This window comes from Streptomyces sp. NPDC006487 (assembly GCF_042870555.1).
Lineage (GTDB): Bacteria > Actinomycetota > Actinomycetes > Streptomycetales > Streptomycetaceae > Streptomyces.
Genome location: NZ_JBIAHN010000028.1, coordinates 36725 through 54986, shown reverse-complemented (window position 1 = coordinate 54986; position 18262 = coordinate 36725). Strand labels below are relative to the sequence as shown.

Annotated in this window: 14 protein-coding genes; 10 read left to right on the top strand and 4 right to left on the bottom strand. The window is 73.0% G+C overall.

The window, feature by feature from the left end:
• Positions 1–220: 220 nt before the first annotated feature.
• The 8 genes from ACFYM0_RS35910 to ACFYM0_RS35875 all read left to right on the top strand — a co-directional run bounded on the left by ACFYM0_RS35910 (position 221) and on the right by ACFYM0_RS35875 (position 9023).
• Positions 221–907: a two-component system response regulator gene (locus ACFYM0_RS35910; RefSeq protein ID WP_254386099.1), complete on the top strand. Its 687-nt coding sequence runs from the start codon at positions 221–223 to the stop codon at positions 905–907.
• A 202-nt stretch (positions 908–1109) separates the two neighbouring features.
• Positions 1110–3956: a DNA translocase FtsK gene (locus tag ACFYM0_RS35905; protein WP_388509293.1), complete on the top strand. Its 2847-nt coding sequence runs from the start codon at positions 1110–1112 to the stop codon at positions 3954–3956.
• Between the two features lie 204 nt (positions 3957–4160).
• Positions 4161–5057 (top strand): helix-turn-helix domain-containing protein, encoded by an 897-nt coding sequence (locus ACFYM0_RS35900; RefSeq protein WP_388509290.1) that lies wholly within the window; start codon positions 4161–4163, stop codon positions 5055–5057.
• 113 nt (positions 5058–5170) lie between these two features.
• A complete protein-coding gene (rimO, locus tag ACFYM0_RS35895; RefSeq protein WP_388509287.1) occupies positions 5171–6679 on the top strand; it encodes a 30S ribosomal protein S12 methylthiotransferase RimO in 1509 nt (502 codons plus the stop codon).
• Positions 6676–7332, top strand: a complete 657-nt coding sequence (gene pgsA, locus ACFYM0_RS35890; RefSeq protein ID WP_327255230.1) for a CDP-diacylglycerol--glycerol-3-phosphate 3-phosphatidyltransferase — start codon at positions 6676–6678, stop codon at positions 7330–7332. Before rimO ends, pgsA begins: the two co-directional genes overlap by 4 nt.
• Before the next feature lie 47 nt (positions 7333–7379).
• On the top strand, positions 7380–7934 hold the full coding sequence (locus tag ACFYM0_RS35885) for a CinA family protein (RefSeq protein WP_388509283.1): 555 nt from the start codon (positions 7380–7382) through the stop codon (positions 7932–7934).
• A 109-nt stretch (positions 7935–8043) separates the two neighbouring features.
• A complete protein-coding gene (locus ACFYM0_RS35880; RefSeq protein WP_112451800.1) occupies positions 8044–8424 on the top strand; it encodes a helix-turn-helix domain-containing protein in 381 nt (126 codons plus the stop codon).
• Between the two features lie 266 nt (positions 8425–8690).
• The gene (locus ACFYM0_RS35875) at positions 8691–9023 is read left to right on the top strand and encodes a hypothetical protein (RefSeq protein WP_388509280.1); all 333 of its coding nucleotides are present in this window, start codon (positions 8691–8693) and stop codon (positions 9021–9023) included.
• 51 nt (positions 9024–9074) lie between these two features.
• On the opposite strand, the gene ACFYM0_RS35870 is transcribed toward ACFYM0_RS35875, so the two are convergent.
• Together ACFYM0_RS35870 and ACFYM0_RS35865 are read right to left on the bottom strand one after the other, a co-directional pair.
• Positions 9075–9842: an SDR family NAD(P)-dependent oxidoreductase gene (locus ACFYM0_RS35870; protein WP_388509278.1), complete on the bottom strand. Its 768-nt coding sequence runs from the start codon at positions 9840–9842 to the stop codon at positions 9075–9077.
• 36 nt (positions 9843–9878) lie between these two features.
• On the bottom strand, positions 9879–10787 hold the full coding sequence (locus ACFYM0_RS35865; protein ID WP_388509275.1) for a DNA-formamidopyrimidine glycosylase family protein: 909 nt from the start codon (positions 10785–10787) through the stop codon (positions 9879–9881).
• A gap of 272 nt (positions 10788–11059) precedes the next feature.
• Here ACFYM0_RS35865 and ACFYM0_RS35860 point away from each other — a divergent pair, with 272 nt between their 5' ends.
• Positions 11060–11704: a dihydrofolate reductase family protein gene (locus tag ACFYM0_RS35860; protein ID WP_388509272.1), complete on the top strand. Its 645-nt coding sequence runs from the start codon at positions 11060–11062 to the stop codon at positions 11702–11704.
• A gap of 118 nt (positions 11705–11822) precedes the next feature.
• Here ACFYM0_RS35860 and ACFYM0_RS35855 read toward each other — a convergent pair whose 3' ends face one another.
• Positions 11823–16445: a DEAD/DEAH box helicase gene (locus ACFYM0_RS35855; protein ID WP_388509269.1), complete on the bottom strand. Its 4623-nt coding sequence runs from the start codon at positions 16443–16445 to the stop codon at positions 11823–11825.
• 80 nt (positions 16446–16525) lie between these two features.
• On the opposite strand from ACFYM0_RS35855, the gene ACFYM0_RS35850 reads away from it, so the two are divergent.
• A complete protein-coding gene (locus tag ACFYM0_RS35850) occupies positions 16526–17425 on the top strand; it encodes an AraC family transcriptional regulator (protein ID WP_388509266.1) in 900 nt (299 codons plus the stop codon).
• Here the strand turns inward: ACFYM0_RS35850 and ACFYM0_RS35845 are convergent.
• Positions 17422–18222: a nucleotidyltransferase domain-containing protein gene (locus ACFYM0_RS35845; protein ID WP_388509263.1), complete on the bottom strand. Its 801-nt coding sequence runs from the start codon at positions 18220–18222 to the stop codon at positions 17422–17424. The two genes, ACFYM0_RS35850 and ACFYM0_RS35845, sit on opposite strands and share 4 nt — an antisense overlap.
• Between the last annotated feature and the right edge of the window lie 40 nt (positions 18223–18262).

Sequence of the window (18262 nt, the reverse complement as noted above, 5' to 3'; positions counted from 1 at the left end):
CGGAGGACGACTCCCGTGGGAACCTTCTGCCCTTCCACCACGTTTCCGCTTCGTGCGCTGTGACATCTTGGTGACAGGGTGTGGCGATCTCGGGACTGGGGCTACGATGACCGGCACAAGGACGGACGGCGCAAGGATGCCGTCCTCTGGGGCGGGGCCCGGCGCACAGGCCGGAGCCAGGAGCCGGGGAGGCCCCATGCCGGGGCGAGGAGGACAGGGCATGGTGCAGAAGGCCAAGATCCTCCTGGTCGACGACCGGCCGGAGAATCTGCTGGCGCTGGAGGCCATCCTCTCCGCGCTCGATCAGACACTGGTCCGGGCGTCGTCGGGGGAGGAAGCGCTCAAGGCGCTGCTGACGGACGACTTCGCGGTCATCCTGCTCGACGTGCAGATGCCGGGCATGGACGGGTTCGAGACGGCCGCGCACATCAAGCGGCGGGAGCGGACCCGGGACATCCCGATCATCTTCCTCACGGCGATCAACCACGGTCCGCACCACACCTTCCGCGGGTACGCGGCGGGCGCGGTGGACTACATCTCCAAGCCCTTCGACCCGTGGGTGCTGCGGGCCAAGGTCTCGGTGTTCGTCGAGCTGTATACGAAGAACTGCCAACTGCGCGAGCAGGCGGCGCTGCTGAGGCTCCAGCTGGAGGGCGGCAGCTCCAACGGTGCGGTGGACGGCTCGAAGGAGACGGCCGGCCTGCTGGCCGAGCTCTCCGCGCGGCTCGCCGCCGTGGAGGAGCAGGCGGAGGCGCTGACCAAGCAGCTCGGCGAAGAGGCGGCCGACCCCTCGGTGGTGGCCACCGCGGCGCATCTGGAGCGCAAGCTCACCGGGCTGCGGCGGGCGCTCGACGCGCTGGAGCCGGGAACCGGCGGCGGGGCTCCCGTCCTGCCCGCCCAGGGCTGAGCTCCGCGCGGGCCCTCGTGGCCCGGCTTGGCCGGTCGTGCGGCCCCGCCTGGCGGTCCGTCAGGTCTGGCGGGGCGTCATGGGAGGCCGCCGGTACGGGCCGAGGGCGCGGGCGTCTCCCGTCCGGGACCCGGAACGACACGAACGGGTGAAGGGGTGGGCACGCGTGTCCACCGGCGCGCGCACCGGTAACCTCGGGCGCATGGCCTCAAGTACGTCCGGTAAGGGTTCCCAGAGCACGGCGGGCACCGCGAAGGGCCGCACCGGCCGTACGACGGCGCCGGCGAAGAAGGCTGCCCCAGCCCGCAAACCGCCTTCCAAGAAGGCGGCGCCCGCCGCCAAGCGCGCCCCCGTCAGGAAGGTCGCGGCCAAGCCCGCGCCGTCCCCCACGGGGGGAGTGCTGCGGCTGCTGCGCGCCTTCTGGCTCGGCATCGCGCACGCGGTCGGCGCGATCTTCCGCGGCATCGGGCAGGGCGCGAAGAACCTCGACCCGGCCCACCGCAAGGACGGCCTCGCCCTGCTGCTCCTCGCGCTCGCGCTGATCGTCGCCGCCGGAACCTGGTCGAACCTGAGCGGGCCCGTCGGGGACCTGGTGACGATGCTGGTCACCGGCGCCTTCGGGCGGCTCGACCTGCTCGTGCCGGTCCTGCTCGGTGTCATGGCGGTACGTTTCATCCGCCATCCCGAACAGGCCGACGCCAACGGCCGCATCGGCATCGGGCTCTCCGCGCTGGTCATCGGAGTCCTGGGTCTCGTGCACATCGCCTGCGGAGCCCCCGGGCGCGACGAGGGCACCACCGCCATGCAGAACGCCGGCGGGCTGATCGGGTGGGGCGCCTCGAAGCCGCTGATCTTCACGATGGGCGCGCCGCTGGCCGTGCCGATGCTGGTGCTGCTGACCGTCTTCGGGCTGCTGGTGGTGACCGCCACCCCCGTCAACGCGATCCCGCAGCGGCTGCGCAGCGCGGGGATCCGCCTCGGGGTCATCGCCCCGAACGAACACGACGCCGAGTACGCCGACTACGCCGGGCACGGGGACTCCGCGAGCGCGGCCTCGGCCGCCGCGGACCGGCACGATGCAGAGCAGTGGCGGGCCCGCTCCGGCGCTGCCGGGCCCGGGGACCCGGTGGAGGCCGCCGAGGAGGAGGCGCTCGCCCGGCGGCGGCGCCCCCGGCGGTCCGCGGGCCGGTCCATGGACCGCGGGATGGACGCCGTCGACGTGGCCGCGGCGGCAGCGGCCGCGCTGGACGGGGTGGTGTACGGCGGGATGCCGCCGTCCCCGCTGGTCGCCGACCTCACGCAGGGCATCTCGGTGGAGCGCGAAGGTCGCGAAGGTCGCGAAGGTTCAGAGATCACCGCACCGGTCCCGGCGGCGCGGGAGGAGGGGCCCGCCCGCGAGGAGCAGTCGGCCCGCGAGGAGAAGCCCGTTCACGAGGAGAAGCCGGCCGCCGCGGCCCCGCCGCACGACACCACCGCGGCGGCCTCCGGGACGCTGTCCGTTCCCGACCTGACCAAGGCCCCGCCCGAGACCCAGGCCCTGCCGCCCCGCGCCGAGCAGCTCCAGCTGCGCGGGGACATCACGTACTCCCTGCCCTCGCTGGACCTGTTGGAGAAGGGCGGACCGGGCAAGACCCGCAGCGCCGCGAACGACGCGGTCGTGGCCTCGCTGACGAACGTGTTCATGGAGTTCAAGGTCGACGCGAAGGTCACCGGTTTCACCCGGGGGCCGACGGTGACCCGCTACGAGGTGGAGCTGGGTCCGGCCGTGAAGGTCGAGCGGATCACGGCGCTGGCGAAGAACATCGCCTACGCCGTGGCCTCGCCCGACGTGCGCATCATCAGCCCGATCCCGGGCAAGTCGGCGGTCGGCATCGAGATCCCGAACACCGATCGCGAGATGGTCAATCTGGGGGACGTGCTCCGGCTGGCGGACGCCGCCGAGGACGACCACCCGATGCTGGTGGCGCTCGGCAAGGACGTCGAGGGCGGCTACGTCATGGCCAACCTGGCGAAGATGCCGCACGTACTGGTCGCCGGAGCCACCGGTTCCGGAAAGTCCTCCTGCATCAACTGCCTGATCACCTCGGTGATGGTGCGGGCCACCCCGGAGGACGTCCGGATGGTGCTCGTGGACCCCAAGCGGGTGGAGCTGACGGCGTACGAGGGCATCCCGCACCTGATCACGCCGATCATCACCAACCCCAAGCGGGCCGCCGAGGCCCTCCAGTGGGTCGTGCGCGAGATGGACCTGCGCTACGACGACCTGGCGGCCTTCGGGTACCGGCACATCGACGACTTCAACAAGGCGATCCGCGACGGCAAGATCAAGCTGCCGCCGGGCAGCGAGCGGGAGCTCAGCCCGTACCCGTACCTCCTGGTGATCGTCGACGAGCTCGCCGACCTGATGATGGTGGCCCCGCGCGACGTGGAGGACTCGATCGTCCGCATCACCCAGCTGGCCCGTGCGGCCGGCATCCACCTGGTGCTCGCGACGCAGCGGCCCTCGGTGGACGTGGTGACCGGTCTGATCAAGGCGAACGTGCCCTCCCGCCTGGCCTTCGCGACCTCCTCGCTCGCCGACAGCCGCGTCATCCTCGACCAGCCGGGTGCGGAGAAGCTCATCGGCAAGGGCGACGGGCTGTTCCTGCCGATGGGCGCGAACAAGCCCGTGCGGCTCCAGGGCGCCTTCGTCACCGAGGACGAGATCGCCGGGATCGTGCAGCACTGCAAGGACCAGATGGCGCCGGTCTTCCGCAACGACGTCACCGTCGGGCAGAAGCAGAAGAAGGAGATCGACGAGGAGATCGGCGACGACCTGGACCTGCTGTGCCAGGCGGCCGAGCTGGTCGTCTCGACGCAGTTCGGGTCCACCTCGATGCTCCAGCGCAAGCTGCGGGTCGGCTTCGCGAAGGCCGGGCGGCTGATGGACCTGATGGAGTCGCGGGGGATCGTCGGTCCGAGCGAGGGGTCCAAGGCGCGCGACGTGCTGCTGAAGGCCGACGAGCTGGACGGCGTGCTCGCGGTGATCCGGGGGGAGACTCCCGAGTAACGCGCAAAGGATCGGGGGCAACCGTTTCCCCGGGTCGCGTGTCTAGTTGAGGGAGGTGGCGGCCTGTTCCGGGTCGCCGCACCGGGCGGGAGCTCTTTGGCCATTCGTATGGCGTAGGGATGCCCCCCTCCGGTTGCCTCACCCTTTCGTCACCCCCCTAGACTGGACTTCCAGCAGGTGGCTACACGCTCGAAAGGCGCCCTCGTGTCCATCGGCAACGCCAACTCCCCCGAAGATGAGCGGCCTTCGACCGACGACCGGTCCGAGGACCGCCTCGTCGAACGTTCCGTCGAAGAGCCGTCCATCGGGACGGCCCTCAAGAAGGCCCGGATCGCCGCCGGGCTGACTGTCGACGAGGTCAGTTCCACCACCCGCGTGCGCATTCCGATCGTGCACGCGATCGAATCCGACGATTTCACGCGCTGCGGCGGCGATGTCTATGCCCGCGGCCACATCCGTACGCTCGCCCGTGCCGTACGACTCGATCCGGAACCCCTGATCGACAGCTACGACGCGGCCCACGGCGGCCGGCCGGCACCCACCCCCGCCGCGCCGATGTTCGAAGCCGAGCGGATCCGCCCCGAACGGCAGCGGCCCAACTGGACCGCCGCCATGGTTGCCGCCATCGTCGCCGTGATCGGCTTCGTCGGCTTCACGGCCTTCGGCGGCGCCGACGAGAAGGCCAAGCGGCCGGTGGCGGAGGGTTCCGCCGCGCCGAAGCCCGCACCCACCCCCAACGCCTCCAAGCCCTCGGTCCAGGCGCCGCCGGCGCCCACGGCCCCCAAGCCGGAGCCGTCCGACAGCGCCATCGCCGCCGCACCCAAGGACCTCGTCACGGTCGTCCTGACGGCCAACGACGGCGAGAGCTGGATCTCGGCCAAGGACCACAGTGGCCGGCTCCTCTTCGACGGCACCCTCGAACAGGGTCAGTCGAAGACGTTCACGGACAAGGAGTCCATCGACCTGGTGCTCGGCGATGCCGGGGTCGTGAAGCTCTTCGTGAACGGCAAGGAGATCAAGGACGCGTTCCAGCCCGGACAGGTGGAACGTCTCACATACACCAAGGACGACCCCCGTGAGGGCCAGGCCCAGGCGGGCTGACCAGCAGGGAATAAAACGTTCCGGATCCCCGGGGTGCCGCGCCGCACCCCGGGGATCTTGTCGTCGGGGACGGGAGGCGGGGGCCGGTGCCGGGACGAAGTAGTCTTGAGTCCATGCCCGAACGCCGTACCGTCGCCCTTGTCACTCTTGGCTGCGCCCGTAACGAGGTGGACTCGGAGGAGCTCGCAGGCCGCTTGGCGGCGGATGGCTGGGAGCTCGTCGAGGACGCCGCCGATGCGGACGTAGCCGTCGTCAACACCTGCGGCTTCGTCGAAGCCGCCAAAAAGGACTCCGTAGACGCCCTGCTGGAGGCCAATGATCTCAAGGATCACGGCCGCACGCAGGCCGTCGTAGCCGTCGGCTGTATGGCCGAGCGCTACGGCAAGGAACTTGCCGAAGCGCTCCCCGAGGCCGACGGCGTACTCGGCTTCGACGACTACGCCGACATCTCCGACCGCCTCCAGACCATCCTCAACGGCGGCGTCCACGCCTCCCACACCCCGCGCGACCGGCGCAAGCTGCTGCCGATCAGTCCGGCCGAGCGCCAGGACACCGACGTGGCCCTGCCGGGCCACGCGCAGTCGACGCCCGTCGAGGAGCCGGCAGCCGCCCCCGCGGACCTCCCGGAGGGCGTCGCCCCCGCCTCCGGTCCGCGCGCGCCGCTGCGCCGCCGACTGGACAAGAGCCCCGTCGCCTCGGTCAAGCTCGCCTCCGGCTGCGACCGGCGCTGCTCCTTCTGCGCCATCCCGTCCTTCCGCGGCTCCTTCATCTCCCGCCGCCCCAGCGACGTGCTGGGCGAGACGCGCTGGCTCGCGGAGCAGGGCGTCAAGGAGATCATGCTGGTCTCCGAGAACAACACCTCGTACGGCAAGGACCTGGGCGACATCCGCCTGCTGGAGACCCTGCTGCCCGAGCTGGCCGGGGTGGACGGCATCGAGCGCGTCCGCGTCAGCTACCTCCAGCCCGCCGAGATGCGGCCCGGCCTGATCGACGTACTCACCTCGACCCCCAAGGTCGTCCCGTACTTCGACCTCTCCTTCCAGCACTCGGCCCCCGACGTGCTGCGCGCCATGCGCCGCTTCGGTGACACCGACCGGTTCCTGGAACTGCTCGACACCATCCGCACCAAGGCCCCGACGGCCGGCGTCCGGTCCAACTTCATCGTCGGCTTCCCCGGCGAGAAGGAGTCGGACTTCGCCGAGCTGGAGCGTTTCCTCACCAGTGCGCGCCTCGACGCCATCGGCGTCTTCGGCTACTCCGACGAGGACGGCACCGAGGCCGTCACGTACGAGAACAAGCTGGACGCCGACACCATCGCCGAGCGCCTCGCCCACATGCAGCGCCTCGCCGAGGAGCTCACCTCGCAGCGCGCGGAGGAGCGGATCGGAGAGACGCTGGAGGTGCTCGTCGAAACGGTCGTCCCGATCGACGAGGCGGAGGACGGCGAGGGAGCCTACGGGCGCGCCGCACACCAGGCCCCCGAGACCGACGGCCAGGTCGTCTTCACGGACGGCGCGGGCCTGGTCCCGGGGCGTATCGTCACGGCGAAGGTGGTCGGCACCCTGGGTGTGGACCTGGTGGCGGAGCCCCTGGGCTTGGATCTTGAGGAGGCGGCCGGATGACCGGAGCCCCGGCATCTGCGGCGGGCGGGACCGGCCGCCGGCCCGCGCCCGGCGCGAAGCTGGGCGCCGCGGCGGTCAATCAGGCCAGCCTGTGGAACATCGCCAACATCCTGACGATGATCCGGCTGGTCCTGGTGCCGGGATTCGTGATGCTGCTGCTCGCCGACGGGGGCTATGACCCCGTCTGGCGGGCTCTGGCGTGGGCGGCGTTCGCCGTCGCCATGATCACCGACATCTTCGACGGGCACCTGGCCCGTACGTACAACCTGGTCACGGACTTCGGGAAGATCGCCGACCCCATCGCCGACAAGGCGATCATGGGGTCGGCATTGGTGTGTCTGTCGTGGCTCGGCGACCTTCCCTGGTGGGTCACCGGGGTGATCCTCGGCCGGGAACTCGGGATCACGCTCATGCGTTTCTGGGTCATCAGATACGGAGTGATTCCGGCGAGCCGGGGCGGGAAGCTCAAGACCCTGACCCAGGGCGTGGCGGTGGGCATGTACGTGCTCGCGCTGACCGGGCCGCTGGCGACGCTGCGGTTCTGGGTGATGGCGGCCGCCGTCGTCCTGACCGTCGTCACCGGTTTGGACTACGTCAGGCAGGCCGTCGTGCTCCGGCGCAAGGGCCTCGCCGCGGAGCGTGCCGCGCGGTGAACCTGCCGGGGGACGACGCGGTGGTGCAAGAGACGGGTGGATCTTCGGTGGCTGCCGAAGCGCTGCGGAATGCCGCAGGGGCTGCCGGGGACAGCGGGGCGGTCGCGGCCGATGTGCTGAGGCTCCTCGCGGAGAGTGACGGTACGGTCGCTGTGGCGGAGTCGCTGACCGGCGGGATGGTGGCCGCGGAGCTGACGGCCGTCCCGGGTGCCTCCAAGTCCTTCCGCGGGTCCGTCACGGCGTACGCGACGGAGCTCAAGCACCGGGTGCTGGGCGTGGACGCCGGGCTGCTCGAGGCCGAAGGCGCGGTGAACCCGCAGGTCGCCGAGGAGATGGCGGCCGGAGTGCGGCGCGTGCTCGGCGCTTCCTGGGGCATCGCGACCACAGGAGTGGCCGGCCCCGACCCGCAGAACGGGCAGCCCGTGGGCACCGTTTTCATCGCCGTGGCGGGTCCCGGGGTCAGGAAAACGGCCCGGCTGCGGTTGAAAGGCTCCCGCGCGGAAATCCGTAGGGAGAGTGCACGGACAGTGCTCGAGCTGCTCGCGAGCGAACTCCGCGAGAATCTGCGGGGGCAGGATACGGAACAGGACGGGGGGATTTGATGTTTGCAGCCCTGAGTGAACACGACATCGCTCCCCGCACGGCCGCCGCGCGAGGCGGTACGGTGGGGCGTGAAGGTTACGGCTACACGGTCAGAGGAGGGAGCCACCGATGATTCTGCTCCGTCGCCTGCTGGGTGACGTGCTGCGTCGGCAGCGCCAGCGCCAGGGCCGTACTCTGCGCGAAGTCTCCTCGTCCGCCCGAGTTTCGCTCGGCTATCTCTCCGAGGTGGAGCGGGGGCAGAAGGAGGCATCTTCCGAGCTGCTCTCCGCGATCTGCGACGCGCTTGACGTACGGATGTCAGAGCTGATGCGGGAAGTCAGCGACGAGCTTTCGCTCGCCGAGCTGGCCCAGTCCGCCGCGGCGAGCGAACCGGTGTCCGCACCGGTCCGTCCGATGCTCAATTCGGTATCCGTGGCCTCGGTCACGGGTGGCCCGGAACGGGTGACCATCAAGGCGCCCGTGGAAGCGGTGAATGTCGTAGCCGCGTGATGCGTGCGTGAGCGTCTGCCTGTGCGCGTGAGTGTGTGGCGTGCGTGCTGAGCGTATGAGTGTGGCCGGAGCCCCGGCCGGTGCCCCTTGGGTACCGGCCGGGGCTCCTTGCCGTTCCGGGGGCGGGGGTGGCGGTGCGGTTGTCGGTCCGGTGCGGCGTGCACGCGGAGCGGGCGGGGTGCGGGTACCGGCCGGGTGCGGGAGGATGGGCCCGTTCGGGTCTCCGGCCCCTGGAGGTGGCCGTGCGGCGGTTGCTGGGTATACCCGTGGGCCTTCTGGCCCTCGCGCTGTCGGTGGGCGTCCTGTGGTGGTGGGCCGTGCTGCGGCTCGTGCTGGCGCCGGAGGAGGCCGGGCCGGTGGAGGGCGCCGTCGCGGTCGGGGGCTGGGGGCTGGGGCTGCTGCCCGTGCACTGCGTGCCGGGTCCTGTGGGTCGCCGCCGCCGTGGGGCGGCGGGTGAGCGGGGTAACGGGGGCGGGGTCGGGGGTGGCGGCGGAGGCGTCGCGGGCACCGGTGGCGTCCCGGGGAGCGGTGCGGAGCGTGCTGCCGCCGCCCGGCCGGTGGCGGTCGGGGAGCCGGGGGCGGTGACGCCGGGGGCGTAGGGGAGCCGGGTGCCGGGTGATCGGTGCCGGTGATCGTGGCGGGGTGGGTGGTTACCAGGGCATGGCGACTCCACCGTTCGGGCGAAGGATCTGGCCCGTCATGAACGACGAAGCGTCCGAGGCCAGGTAGAGCACTGCCTGGGCTATGTCCTCGGGCTCGCCCACGCGGCGCAGCGGGGACATCCGCGTCATCATCGCCTCGGTCTGCTCCTGGACCTCGGGGCTGTGCCGACCGGTCATCGGGGTGCGGATCCAGCCGGGCGCGACGGCGTTGACGCGGATGCCGTGCGGGCCCGCCTCGGTGGCGAGGGTCTTGGTCAGCTGGACGACGGCGGCCTTGGCGGCGCTGTAGCAGAGCAGGCCGGGCTGGGCGGCGTCCACGGCGCCGGAGGCCATCGTGATGATCGAGCCGGGCCGGCCGGCCGCGATCATGGCTCGGGCCGCCTCCTGGCAGGTGCGCAGCACTCCCTTGAAGTTGATGTCCAGGACCCGGTCGAGGTCCTCGTCGGACGTCTCCAGGACGCTGCTGCTGTGCATGATCCCGGCGATCGCGGCGGTGATGTCGAGCGGACCGGCCTGGGCGATCGCCGCCTTGATCGCGGCGCGGTCGGTCACGTCGAGGGGGTGGGCGGTGGCCCGGCCGCCGCCCTTGGTGATCAGTTCGACCGTCTCCTGGAGGCCTTGGGCGTCGCGGTCCGCGCAGTGCACGGCGGCTCCGGCTTCGGCGAGGAGTGCGGCGGTGGCCCGGCCGATGCCGCTGGCGGCGCCGGTGATCAGGGCGGTCCGGCCGGTGAGTTCGTACGCGCTGGGTGTGGGCATGCGGGGACGGTACGACCGGATCTGACGAGGCGTCAACTAAGGCGTCGGGCCGGATTGACACCGGGGGCACCAGTAGGTGGGGCGGTCGTCCTGGGGGGCCTGGCGGACGGGGGTGCCACAGCGCAGGCAGGGGCGGTGGGCGCGGCCGTAGACGAACAGGTCCTGGCCGGGGCGGCGGCTGCCGGTCGTGTTGCGGCGGCGGGCCTTGTTCGCGTCGAGGAGCCGGTGCGCGGCCGCGGCGAGGCGGGGCAGGGTGCCGGCGGGCAGATCGCCCACCGGGGTCCAGGGGGTGACCTGGGCGAGGAAGCAGAGCTCGGCCTTGTAGATGTTGCCGATGCCGGCCAGGTTGCGCTGGTCGAGGAGGGCCTCGCCGAGGGGGCGGGCGGGGGTGGCGAGGAGGTTCGCGGCGGCGGTGGCCTCGTCCCAGTCGGGGCCGAGGAGATCGGGGCCGAGGTGGCCGACGGCGCGGTGCTCGTCCGCGGTGCGGAGCAGTTCCACGACGGGGAGGCGGTAGCCGACGGCGGTGTGGGTGGTGGTGCCGAGGATGACGCGGATCTCGTGGGCGGGGCCGGGTGGGCGGGGTCGGGCGGGGGCGGCTGTGGGGGGTCCGGTCGGGGCGCCGGTGGGAGCACCGGTCGTGGCGGGGAGGATGCGCCAGGCGCCGTCCATGCGGAGGTGGGTGTGGAGGGTGAGGAGGGGGTGCGGGGCGGTGCCCGGTCCGGTGCCGGACCCGGTGTTGGTGCCGGACCCGGTGTCGGGCGCCGTCGGGGGACCGAAGCGCATGAGGAGGTGCTTGCCCCGGGTGACCACCTCGAGGGTGGTGAAGCCGGTGAGGTCCGCGGTGGCGAAGCGGGGGACGCGGAGGTCGGAGCGGATGAGTTCCTTGCCCGCGAGGGCTTCGCGCAGCCGGGCCGCGGTGCGGTAGACGGTGTCTCCTTCGGGCATGCGCTCATTCTCCTGCGGGTCGGGATCGTGGGGGGTGAGGCCGGGGAGCCGCCGCGCGGTGCCGGCTCCCCGCCCCGCGCTTCCATCGTTCAGCGGGGCTGAGCCCCGGAAACCCGGTTCCGGGCCGCGCCTCGGTCCGGTGGCCTCGTTCACCTTCACGCGGCAGTGTTTTGCCCATCGGGCCGGGCGTCCGTTCTGACCGGTCGCGGCAGCGATGAGTTTGCCCGGCGCGGAGAGTCTCATCACTGTTGTCGCCATCACAGGAGGAATACATGGCTCAGTTGCTGAGGGTGCAGAACTTCGGCGTTTCGAGTGACGGCATCGGTGCCGGTGAGGACCAGACCCTGGAGAGGCCGTTCGGTCATGTGGAGCCCGAGAGGCTGTTCGCCTGGGCCGGTGCCACGGCGAGCTGGCCCATGCGCACCGACCCCGGGGGCAGCCGGGGCCTCGACGACTACTTCACGCGGGACTACGCGCGCAACATCGGGGCCGAGATCATGGGCCGCAACAAGTTCGGGCCCCAGCGCGGGCCCTGGCAGGACTACGAGTGGCAGGGCTGGTGGGGTGATGAGCCCCCGTTCCGCACCCCGGTGTTCGTCATGACCCACCACGAACGTCCTTCGCTCACGCTCTCCGACACCACCTTCCACTTCGTCGGCGGCGACCCCGCCACGGTCCTCGCCCAGGCCCGGGAGGCTGCGCGGGGCAAGGACGTCCGGCTCGGCGGCGGGGCCACCACCATCAGGCAGTTCCTCGACGCCGACCTCGTCGACACCCTGCACGTGGTGGTCTCCCCGGTGAAGCTCGGGTCCGGGGTACGGCTCTGGGAGTCCCCCGACGAGCTGCTCGACCGGTTCCACCTGGAGGTCGTGCCCAGCCCGAGCGGGGTGACGCACCACCTGTTCTGGCGGAAGTGACCGGTCTCCGGGCAGCGACCGGCTTCCAGGCGGCCCCGGTCTCCATGCAGCCCCGGGTCTCCAGGCAGCCCCGTACGCCCGCTCCCGGGTCCGGTCTCCGGGTCTGGGGCGGGTCCGGTCAGTGGCGCAGGCGGAGGCCTTGGGGGGTGGCGTGGAAGCCGGCGGCTTCCACGGGCGGGGCGTAGGGCGAGGTGAGGGCGGGGGCGGCGTTGATGCGCTCCAGCGTGAGGGTGGGGAGGGTGCCCTTGCGGGAGGCCGTGGTGAGGGCCGTCAGGGCGGCTGTGAGGTGTGGGGCGTCCGGGGCGGGCCAGGCCAGGAGGGTTTTGCCGCCGCGCTCCAGGTAAAGGGTGAGCTCGCCGTCGACCAGGACCACCAGGGAGCCGGCCTTGCGGCCCGGTTTGTGGGTGGCGCCGGACGGGGGCTCCGGCCAGGGCAGGGCAGCGCCGTAGGCGTTCGCCGGGTCGGCGGCTGCCAGGACCACGGCGGCCAGCGGGGGCGGGGTCCGCTCGGCGGCGCGGAGGCGGTCGACCGCGCCGTCCATGGCGAACTGGGCCGCGCCCAGACCCTCGACCACGTAGCCCCTGCGGGCCTGGCCGCTGTCCTCGAAGGCGGACAGGACCCGGTAGACCGCGCTGAAACCGCCCTCCACGCCTTCCGCGGCCACCGCGCCCCGGGTCACCACCCCGTGGCGGTCGAGCAGGGTGCGGGCCAGGGCGTGCGCGCGGTGGGTCGGGTCCGCGGCGTGGACCGGGAGCAGGGACCAGCGGCCCGACACCGTGGGCGGGCCCGTACGGGAGGCAGGGGTGGTGAGGGTGCCGTAGCGGCCGCGGGGGATCGTACGGCGGGCGCGGTGGGCGGTGGCGCCCGCCGTGCGGCCCGAGCCGAGGAGGGAGCGCAGGGGGGCCAGGGTGTCGTTCGTCAGGCGGCCCGACCACGCCAGGTCCCAGACGGCGGAGGAGAGGTCCGCGTCGGAGGCGTCCGGGTGCAGCGCGCGGACCCGGTCGGTGAGCTGGCGGAAGAACAGGCCGTAGCCGCCGGAGAGGGCGGAGAGGACCGCTTCGTGGAGCGGGGAGAGCTCCAGGGGATGGGGCTGGGGGAGGAGGAGGGGGGCCGCCTCCGCGAGGTAGAGGGAGATCCAGCCGTCCTTGCCCGGCAGGGCCCCCGCGCCGGCCCAGACCACTTCGCCGGTGGTGGTGAGCTCGTCCAGGAGGGTCGGGGAATAGTCCGCCACGCGGGAGGGGAGGATCAGGCGCTCGAGGGCGGAGGCGGGCACCGCCGCGCCCTGGAGCTGCTCGATCGCGCGGGCCAGGCCGTCGACGCCGCGCAGGGCTCCGCCCAGGTGCTGCCACTGGGGGAGGAAGGTGGCGAGGGAGGCGGGAGGGACCGGCTCCAGTTCCTGGCGCAGGGCTGCCAGTGAGCGGCGGCGCAGCCGTCGCAGCACCGTCGCGTCGCACCATTCCTGGCCGATGCCCGCCGGGTGGAACTCGCCCTGGACCACCCGCCCGGCCGCCGCGAGCCGGTGCAGCGCGCCGTCCGTCACGGCCGTGCCGAGCCCGAAGCGGGCGGCGGCGGTGACCGTGGTGAAGGGGCCGTGGGTGCGGGCGTACCGGGCCAGGAGGTCGCCGAGCGGGTCCTTCACCGGCTCGGTGAACGCCTCCGGGACGCCCACCGGGAGCGCCGTGCCCAGCGCGTCGCGCAGCCGGCCCGCGTCCTCGATGGCCGCCCAGTGGTCCGCGCCGCCGATCCGGACCCGGATCGCCCGGCGGGAGGCAGCGAGGGACTGCGCCCACTCCGGTTCCGCGCCGCGGGCGGCCAGGTCCGCCGGGGTGAGCGGGCCCAGCAGGCGCAGCAGGTCGGCCACCGACTCGGCGTCCTTGGCCCGGCGGTCCTCCGTCAGCCACTGGAGCTCCCGCTCCAGCTCCGTCAGCACCTCCGGGTCGAGCAGCTCGCGGAGCTCCGCCTGGCCGAGCAGCTCGGCCAGCAGCCGGGAGTCCAGCGACAGCGCGGCCGCCCTGCGCTCGGCGAGCGGCGAGTCGCCCTCGTAGAGGAACTGGGCGACGTACCCGAAGAGGAGGGAGCGGGCGAAGGGGGAGGGCTCGGGCGTCGTGACCTCGACGAGGCGGACCCGGCGCGCCTCGATGTCCCCCATCAGCTCGGTCAGGCCGGGCACGTCGAAGACGTCCTGCAGGCATTCCCGTACGGCCTCCAGCACGATCGGGAACGAACCGAACTCGGATGCCACCTGGAGCAGTTGCGAGGCGCGCTGGCGCTGCTGCCACAGAGGGGTGCGCTTGCCGGGATTGCGGCGCGGCAGCAGCAGGGCGCGCGCCGCGCACTCACGGAACCGGGAGGCGAACAGCGCGGAGCCGCCCACCTGGTCGGTGACGATCTGCTGGACGTCCCCGTGGTCGAAGGCCACGTCCGCGGCGCCCAGCGGGGGCTTGTCGTCGTCGAAGTCGAAGGAACCGGCGGAGGCCGAAGAGCTGGAGGACGGCCCCCGCGCCGGGTCGTGGTCCAGTAGGTCCAGGTCCATGTTCAGCAGGTCCGCGTCCGGGAGGCGGAGCACGATGCCGTCGTCGGCGTGCATGACCTGCGCGTCCATCCCGTACCGCTCGGAGAGGCGGGCACCGAGCGCCAGCGCCCAGGGGGCGTGCACCTGGGCGCCGAACGGGGAGTGGACGACGACCCGCCAGTCGCCGAGCTCGTCGCGGAACCGCTCGACGACGATGGTCCGGTCGTCCGGTACGTGGCCGCAGGCCTCGCGCTGTTCGGAGAGGTAGGACAGGACGTTCTCGGCGGCCCAGGCGTCCAGGCCCGCCGCCAGCAGCCGCAGCCGGGCGTCCTCGGCGGTGAGGCCGCCGAGCTCGCGCAGGAACGCGCCGACCGCGCGGCCCAGTTCCAGCGGGCGGCCCAGCTGGTCGCCCTTCCAGAACGGGAGACGGCCCGGGACCCCGGGGGCGGGGGTGACCAGGACGCGGTCGCGGGTGATGTCCACGATCCGCCAGGAGGTGGTGCCGAGGGTGAAGACGTCGCCGACGCGGGATTCGTAGACCATCTCCTCGTCGAGCTCCCCGACCCGGCCGCCACCCTTCTTCGGGTCGGCCCCGGCCAGGAAGACGCCGAAGAGGCCGCGGTCCGGGATGGTCCCGCCGGAGGTGACCGCGAGCCGCTGGGCGCCGGGCCGGCCGGTGATCGTCCCGGCGACGCGGTCCCACACCACCCGGGGGCGGAGCTCGGCGAAGGCGTCCGAGGGGTAGCGGCCGGCCAGCATGTCCAGCACCGCCGTGAACGCAGAGTCGGGCAGCGCGGCGAAGGGGGCCGCCCGTCGAACCAGGGCGAGCAGGTCGTCCATCTGCCAGGTGTCCATCGCGGTCATCGCGACGAGCTGCTGGGCGAGGACGTCCAGCGGGTTGGAGGGGATCCGCAGGGATTCGATCGAGCCGGTGCGCATCCGCTCGGTGACCACGGCGGCCTGGACGAGGTCGCCCCGGTACTTGGGGAAGACGACGCCGGTGGAGACCGCGCCCACCTGGTGCCCGGCCCGGCCCACCCGTTGCAGCCCGGAGGCCACCGACGGCGGGGACTCCACCTGGATGACGAGGTCCACCGCGCCCATGTCGATGCCGAGCTCCAGGCTGGAGGTGGCGACCACGGCGGGCAGCCGGCCCGCCTTCAAGTCCTCCTCCACCAGCGCCCGCTGCTCCTTGGAGACCGAACCGTGGTGGGCGCGTGCCAGCAGCGGGGGAGCGCCCTGGGCGGCGCCCGACTGGGCCATGATCTCGGCCGGGGGCGGGCCCTCGGGCAGCGGGCCGCCGGTGGCCCGCTCGTACGCGATCTCGTTGAGCCGGTTGCACAGGCGCTCGGCGAGGCGGCGGGAGTTGGCGAAGACGATGGTGGACCGGTGGGACTGGACCAGATCGGCGATCCGTTCCTCCACGTGCGGCCAGATGGAGGGTTTGTCCCCGCCCTCCTTGCCCTCGGTGGCGGGGGAGCCGCCCAACTCGCCCATGTCCTCGACCGGGACGACCACCGACAGGTCGAACTCCTTGGTGGAGGGCGGCTGGACGATCTCCACCTTGCCGCGCGGGGCGAGGTAACGGGCCACCTCCTCCACCGGGCGAACCGTCGCGGACAGGCCGATCCGGCGCGCGGGGCGGGGCAGCAGCTCGTCCAACCGCTCCAGGGACAGCGCGAGATGGGCGCCGCGCTTGGTCCCGGCGACCGCGTGCACCTCGTCCAGGATCACCGTCTCGATCCCGGCCAGGGCCTCGCGGGCGGCCGAGGTCAGCATCAGGAACAGCGACTCGGGCGTGGTGATCAGGATGTCCGGCGGCCGGGTCACCAGCGCGCGCCGCTCGGCCGGCGGGGTGTCGCCGGAGCGGATCCCGACCCGGATCTCCGGCTCGGGCAGGCCCAGCCGCACCGATTCCTGCCGGATACCGGTCAGCGGGCTGCGGAGATTGCGCTCCACGTCCACCGCCAGGGCCTTCAGCGGCGAGATGTACAGCACCCGGCAGCGCTTCTTCGGCTCGGCGGGGGGCGGGGTCGAGGCGAGCTGGTCGAGGGCGGCGAGGAAGGCGGCCAGGGTCTTGCCGGAGCCGGTGGGGGCCACCACCAGCACGTCCGAGCCCGCCCCGATGGCCCGCCAGGCGCCCTCCTGGGCGGGGGTGGGCGAGACGAAGGCCCCCGTGAACCAGGAACGGGTCGCGGGGGAGAACGAGTCGAGCGCGGTACCGGACATGCCCCCATCGTGCACCCGCCCACTGACAACCGGCCGGACCTGTGGAAACACCCCGGCCGGTCCGGGCGCAGAATGGGAGGATGGGGACCGGGACCGGAGCGGACGAGGGCAGCCGGGAGTGGGCGCGGCACTGGCGGTACGCGGAACTGCCCGGGCTGGACCTGCTGCGTGCCCACTACGTACGCCACACCTTCCCGCGCCACGCCCACGACGGGTACGTCATCGCGGCCGTCACCGGCGGCGTCGAGGAGATCGGCCTGCCGGGAGACACCCTGCGCGCCGGGCCCGGCAGCGTGGTCCTGATCAACCCCGAGGTCCCGCACACCGCCCGCGCCGGAGTCCCCGAGGGCTGGGCCTACGCCACCCTCTACCCGTCCCGGGCGCTGATCGCCGAGGTCGCCACCGAGATCGGGACCCTGCGCGGGACCCCCGGCTTCACCGCCGACATGGTCGCCGACCCGCAGGCCTCGCGGGCCATCACCGAGGTCCACCGGGCCGCCGAGGCCGGCAACGCACTGGCCGCCGACACCCTGCTGCGCGGGGTGGTGGCGCGGATGCTGACCCGGCACGCCGGGCCGCTGCCGGCCCGTACGGCGGGCCGCGCGGGCGCCGCCGACGCGGAGCGGGCCCGGGCCGTACTGGAGGAGCGGATGGGGGAGCCCCCGTCGCTGGAGCAGCTCGCGGCGGAGCTGGGGACCAGCCCCTTCGCCCTGCTGCGGGCCTTCCGGGACCGCTACGGCATGCCCCCGCACACCTGGCTGACCGACGCCCGGGTCCGGCGTGCCCGCCGGCTCCTCGACGCGGGGGTCCCGCCGGCGGAGGCGGCCGTCACCGTCGGCTTCACCGACCAGCCGCACCTGAACCGGCACTTCACCCGCATCGTGGGGGTGCCGCCGGGGGCGTACCGGCGGGGGCGGGGCGGCTCGGTGGGCGGCGCGGTGGATTCCGGGCCCGCTGCCCGCCGGGACGGCCCGGGCTAAACCAGCCCCGCGCGGGTCTCCTCGATCAGGGTGCGGGCCTCGGTCACCGTTGCCGTCAGCGACTCGGGGGTGGTGCCCTGGGCGCCCAGCAGGGCCCGTACGCGCTTGCCGAAGGCGGGTGGCGCGGAGGGCAGGAGCTCGGCCGCGGACAGGGCGCCCTTCTCGTTCAGGCACCAGCGGCGGTCGGCCGCGTACAGGGACTGGACGAGGACGCCGAAGGCCCTGGACAGACAGAGGGAGACGTAGAGGGCGTCCGCGCGGGCCGCGCCCTTCGCGGCGCCGGCGGCGAGGAACTCCGCCTCCCACGCTCCGGCGATCAGGGACTTCCGCAGGGGCTCCGGGTAGGGCGAGACCGTGGTGCGCAGGGCGGTGAGTTCGCCCGCCGGGTCCGCCAGGACCCGGCCCAGGGCCACCTCGCCGGGGTAGCAGGGGGACCAGAAGCCGAGGGGGTGGCCCGGCTGCACGCCCACCTCGTAGCGGCCCTCGCGGCAGTCCTGCCACACCCGCTCCACCCGGTCCAGGTCGCGCAGGATCCAGTCCACCGCCACGCCGTCGACGCGCAGCCAGGCTCCGCCGTTGACCCAGGGCCCCCAGCCGCCCGGGCCGGCCACCTCCACGTCCGGTCCGGCCAGTGCGCCCAGCGCGGCGAGGTCGAGGGTGCCGCGGTAGTAGACGCCGAGGTCCCAGTCCGATTCGGGGTGGTGGTCGCCGCGTGCCCGGCTGCCGCCGAGCATGACTCCGCGGACGCCGGGCACCTCGGCCAGCCGGTCCGCCATTTCCTTGATCATTTCGTGCATGGTGCAAGAACGTACAAGACCGGGACGCCGGGGCCCGCGT

Bases quoted from the DNA above. Each gene is read 5' to 3' on its own strand.
- ACFYM0_RS35910 (WP_254386099.1), top strand. From the start codon at position 221: ATGGTGCAGAAGGCCAAGATCCTCCTGGTCGACGACCGGCCGGAGAAT.
- ACFYM0_RS35905 (WP_388509293.1), top strand. From the start codon at position 1,110: ATGGCCTCAAGTACGTCCGGTAAGGGTTCCCAGAGCACGGCGGGCACC.
- rimO (WP_388509287.1), top strand. From the start codon at position 5,171: ATGCCCGAACGCCGTACCGTCGCCCTTGTCACTCTTGGCTGCGCCCGT.
- pgsA (WP_327255230.1), top strand. From the start codon at position 6,676: ATGACCGGAGCCCCGGCATCTGCGGCGGGCGGGACCGGCCGCCGGCCC.
- ACFYM0_RS35880 (WP_112451800.1), top strand. From the start codon at position 8,044: ATGATTCTGCTCCGTCGCCTGCTGGGTGACGTGCTGCGTCGGCAGCGC.
- ACFYM0_RS35870 (WP_388509278.1), bottom strand. From the start codon at position 9,842: ATGCCCACACCCAGCGCGTACGAACTCACCGGCCGGACCGCCCTGATC.
- ACFYM0_RS35865 (WP_388509275.1), bottom strand. From the start codon at position 10,787: ATGCCCGAAGGAGACACCGTCTACCGCACCGCGGCCCGGCTGCGCGAA.
- ACFYM0_RS35860 (WP_388509272.1), top strand. From the start codon at position 11,060: ATGGCTCAGTTGCTGAGGGTGCAGAACTTCGGCGTTTCGAGTGACGGC.
- ACFYM0_RS35855 (WP_388509269.1), bottom strand. From the start codon at position 16,445: ATGTCCGGTACCGCGCTCGACTCGTTCTCCCCCGCGACCCGTTCCTGG.
- ACFYM0_RS35850 (WP_388509266.1), top strand. From the start codon at position 16,526: ATGGGGACCGGGACCGGAGCGGACGAGGGCAGCCGGGAGTGGGCGCGG.
- ACFYM0_RS35845 (WP_388509263.1), bottom strand. From the start codon at position 18,222: ATGCACGAAATGATCAAGGAAATGGCGGACCGGCTGGCCGAGGTGCCC.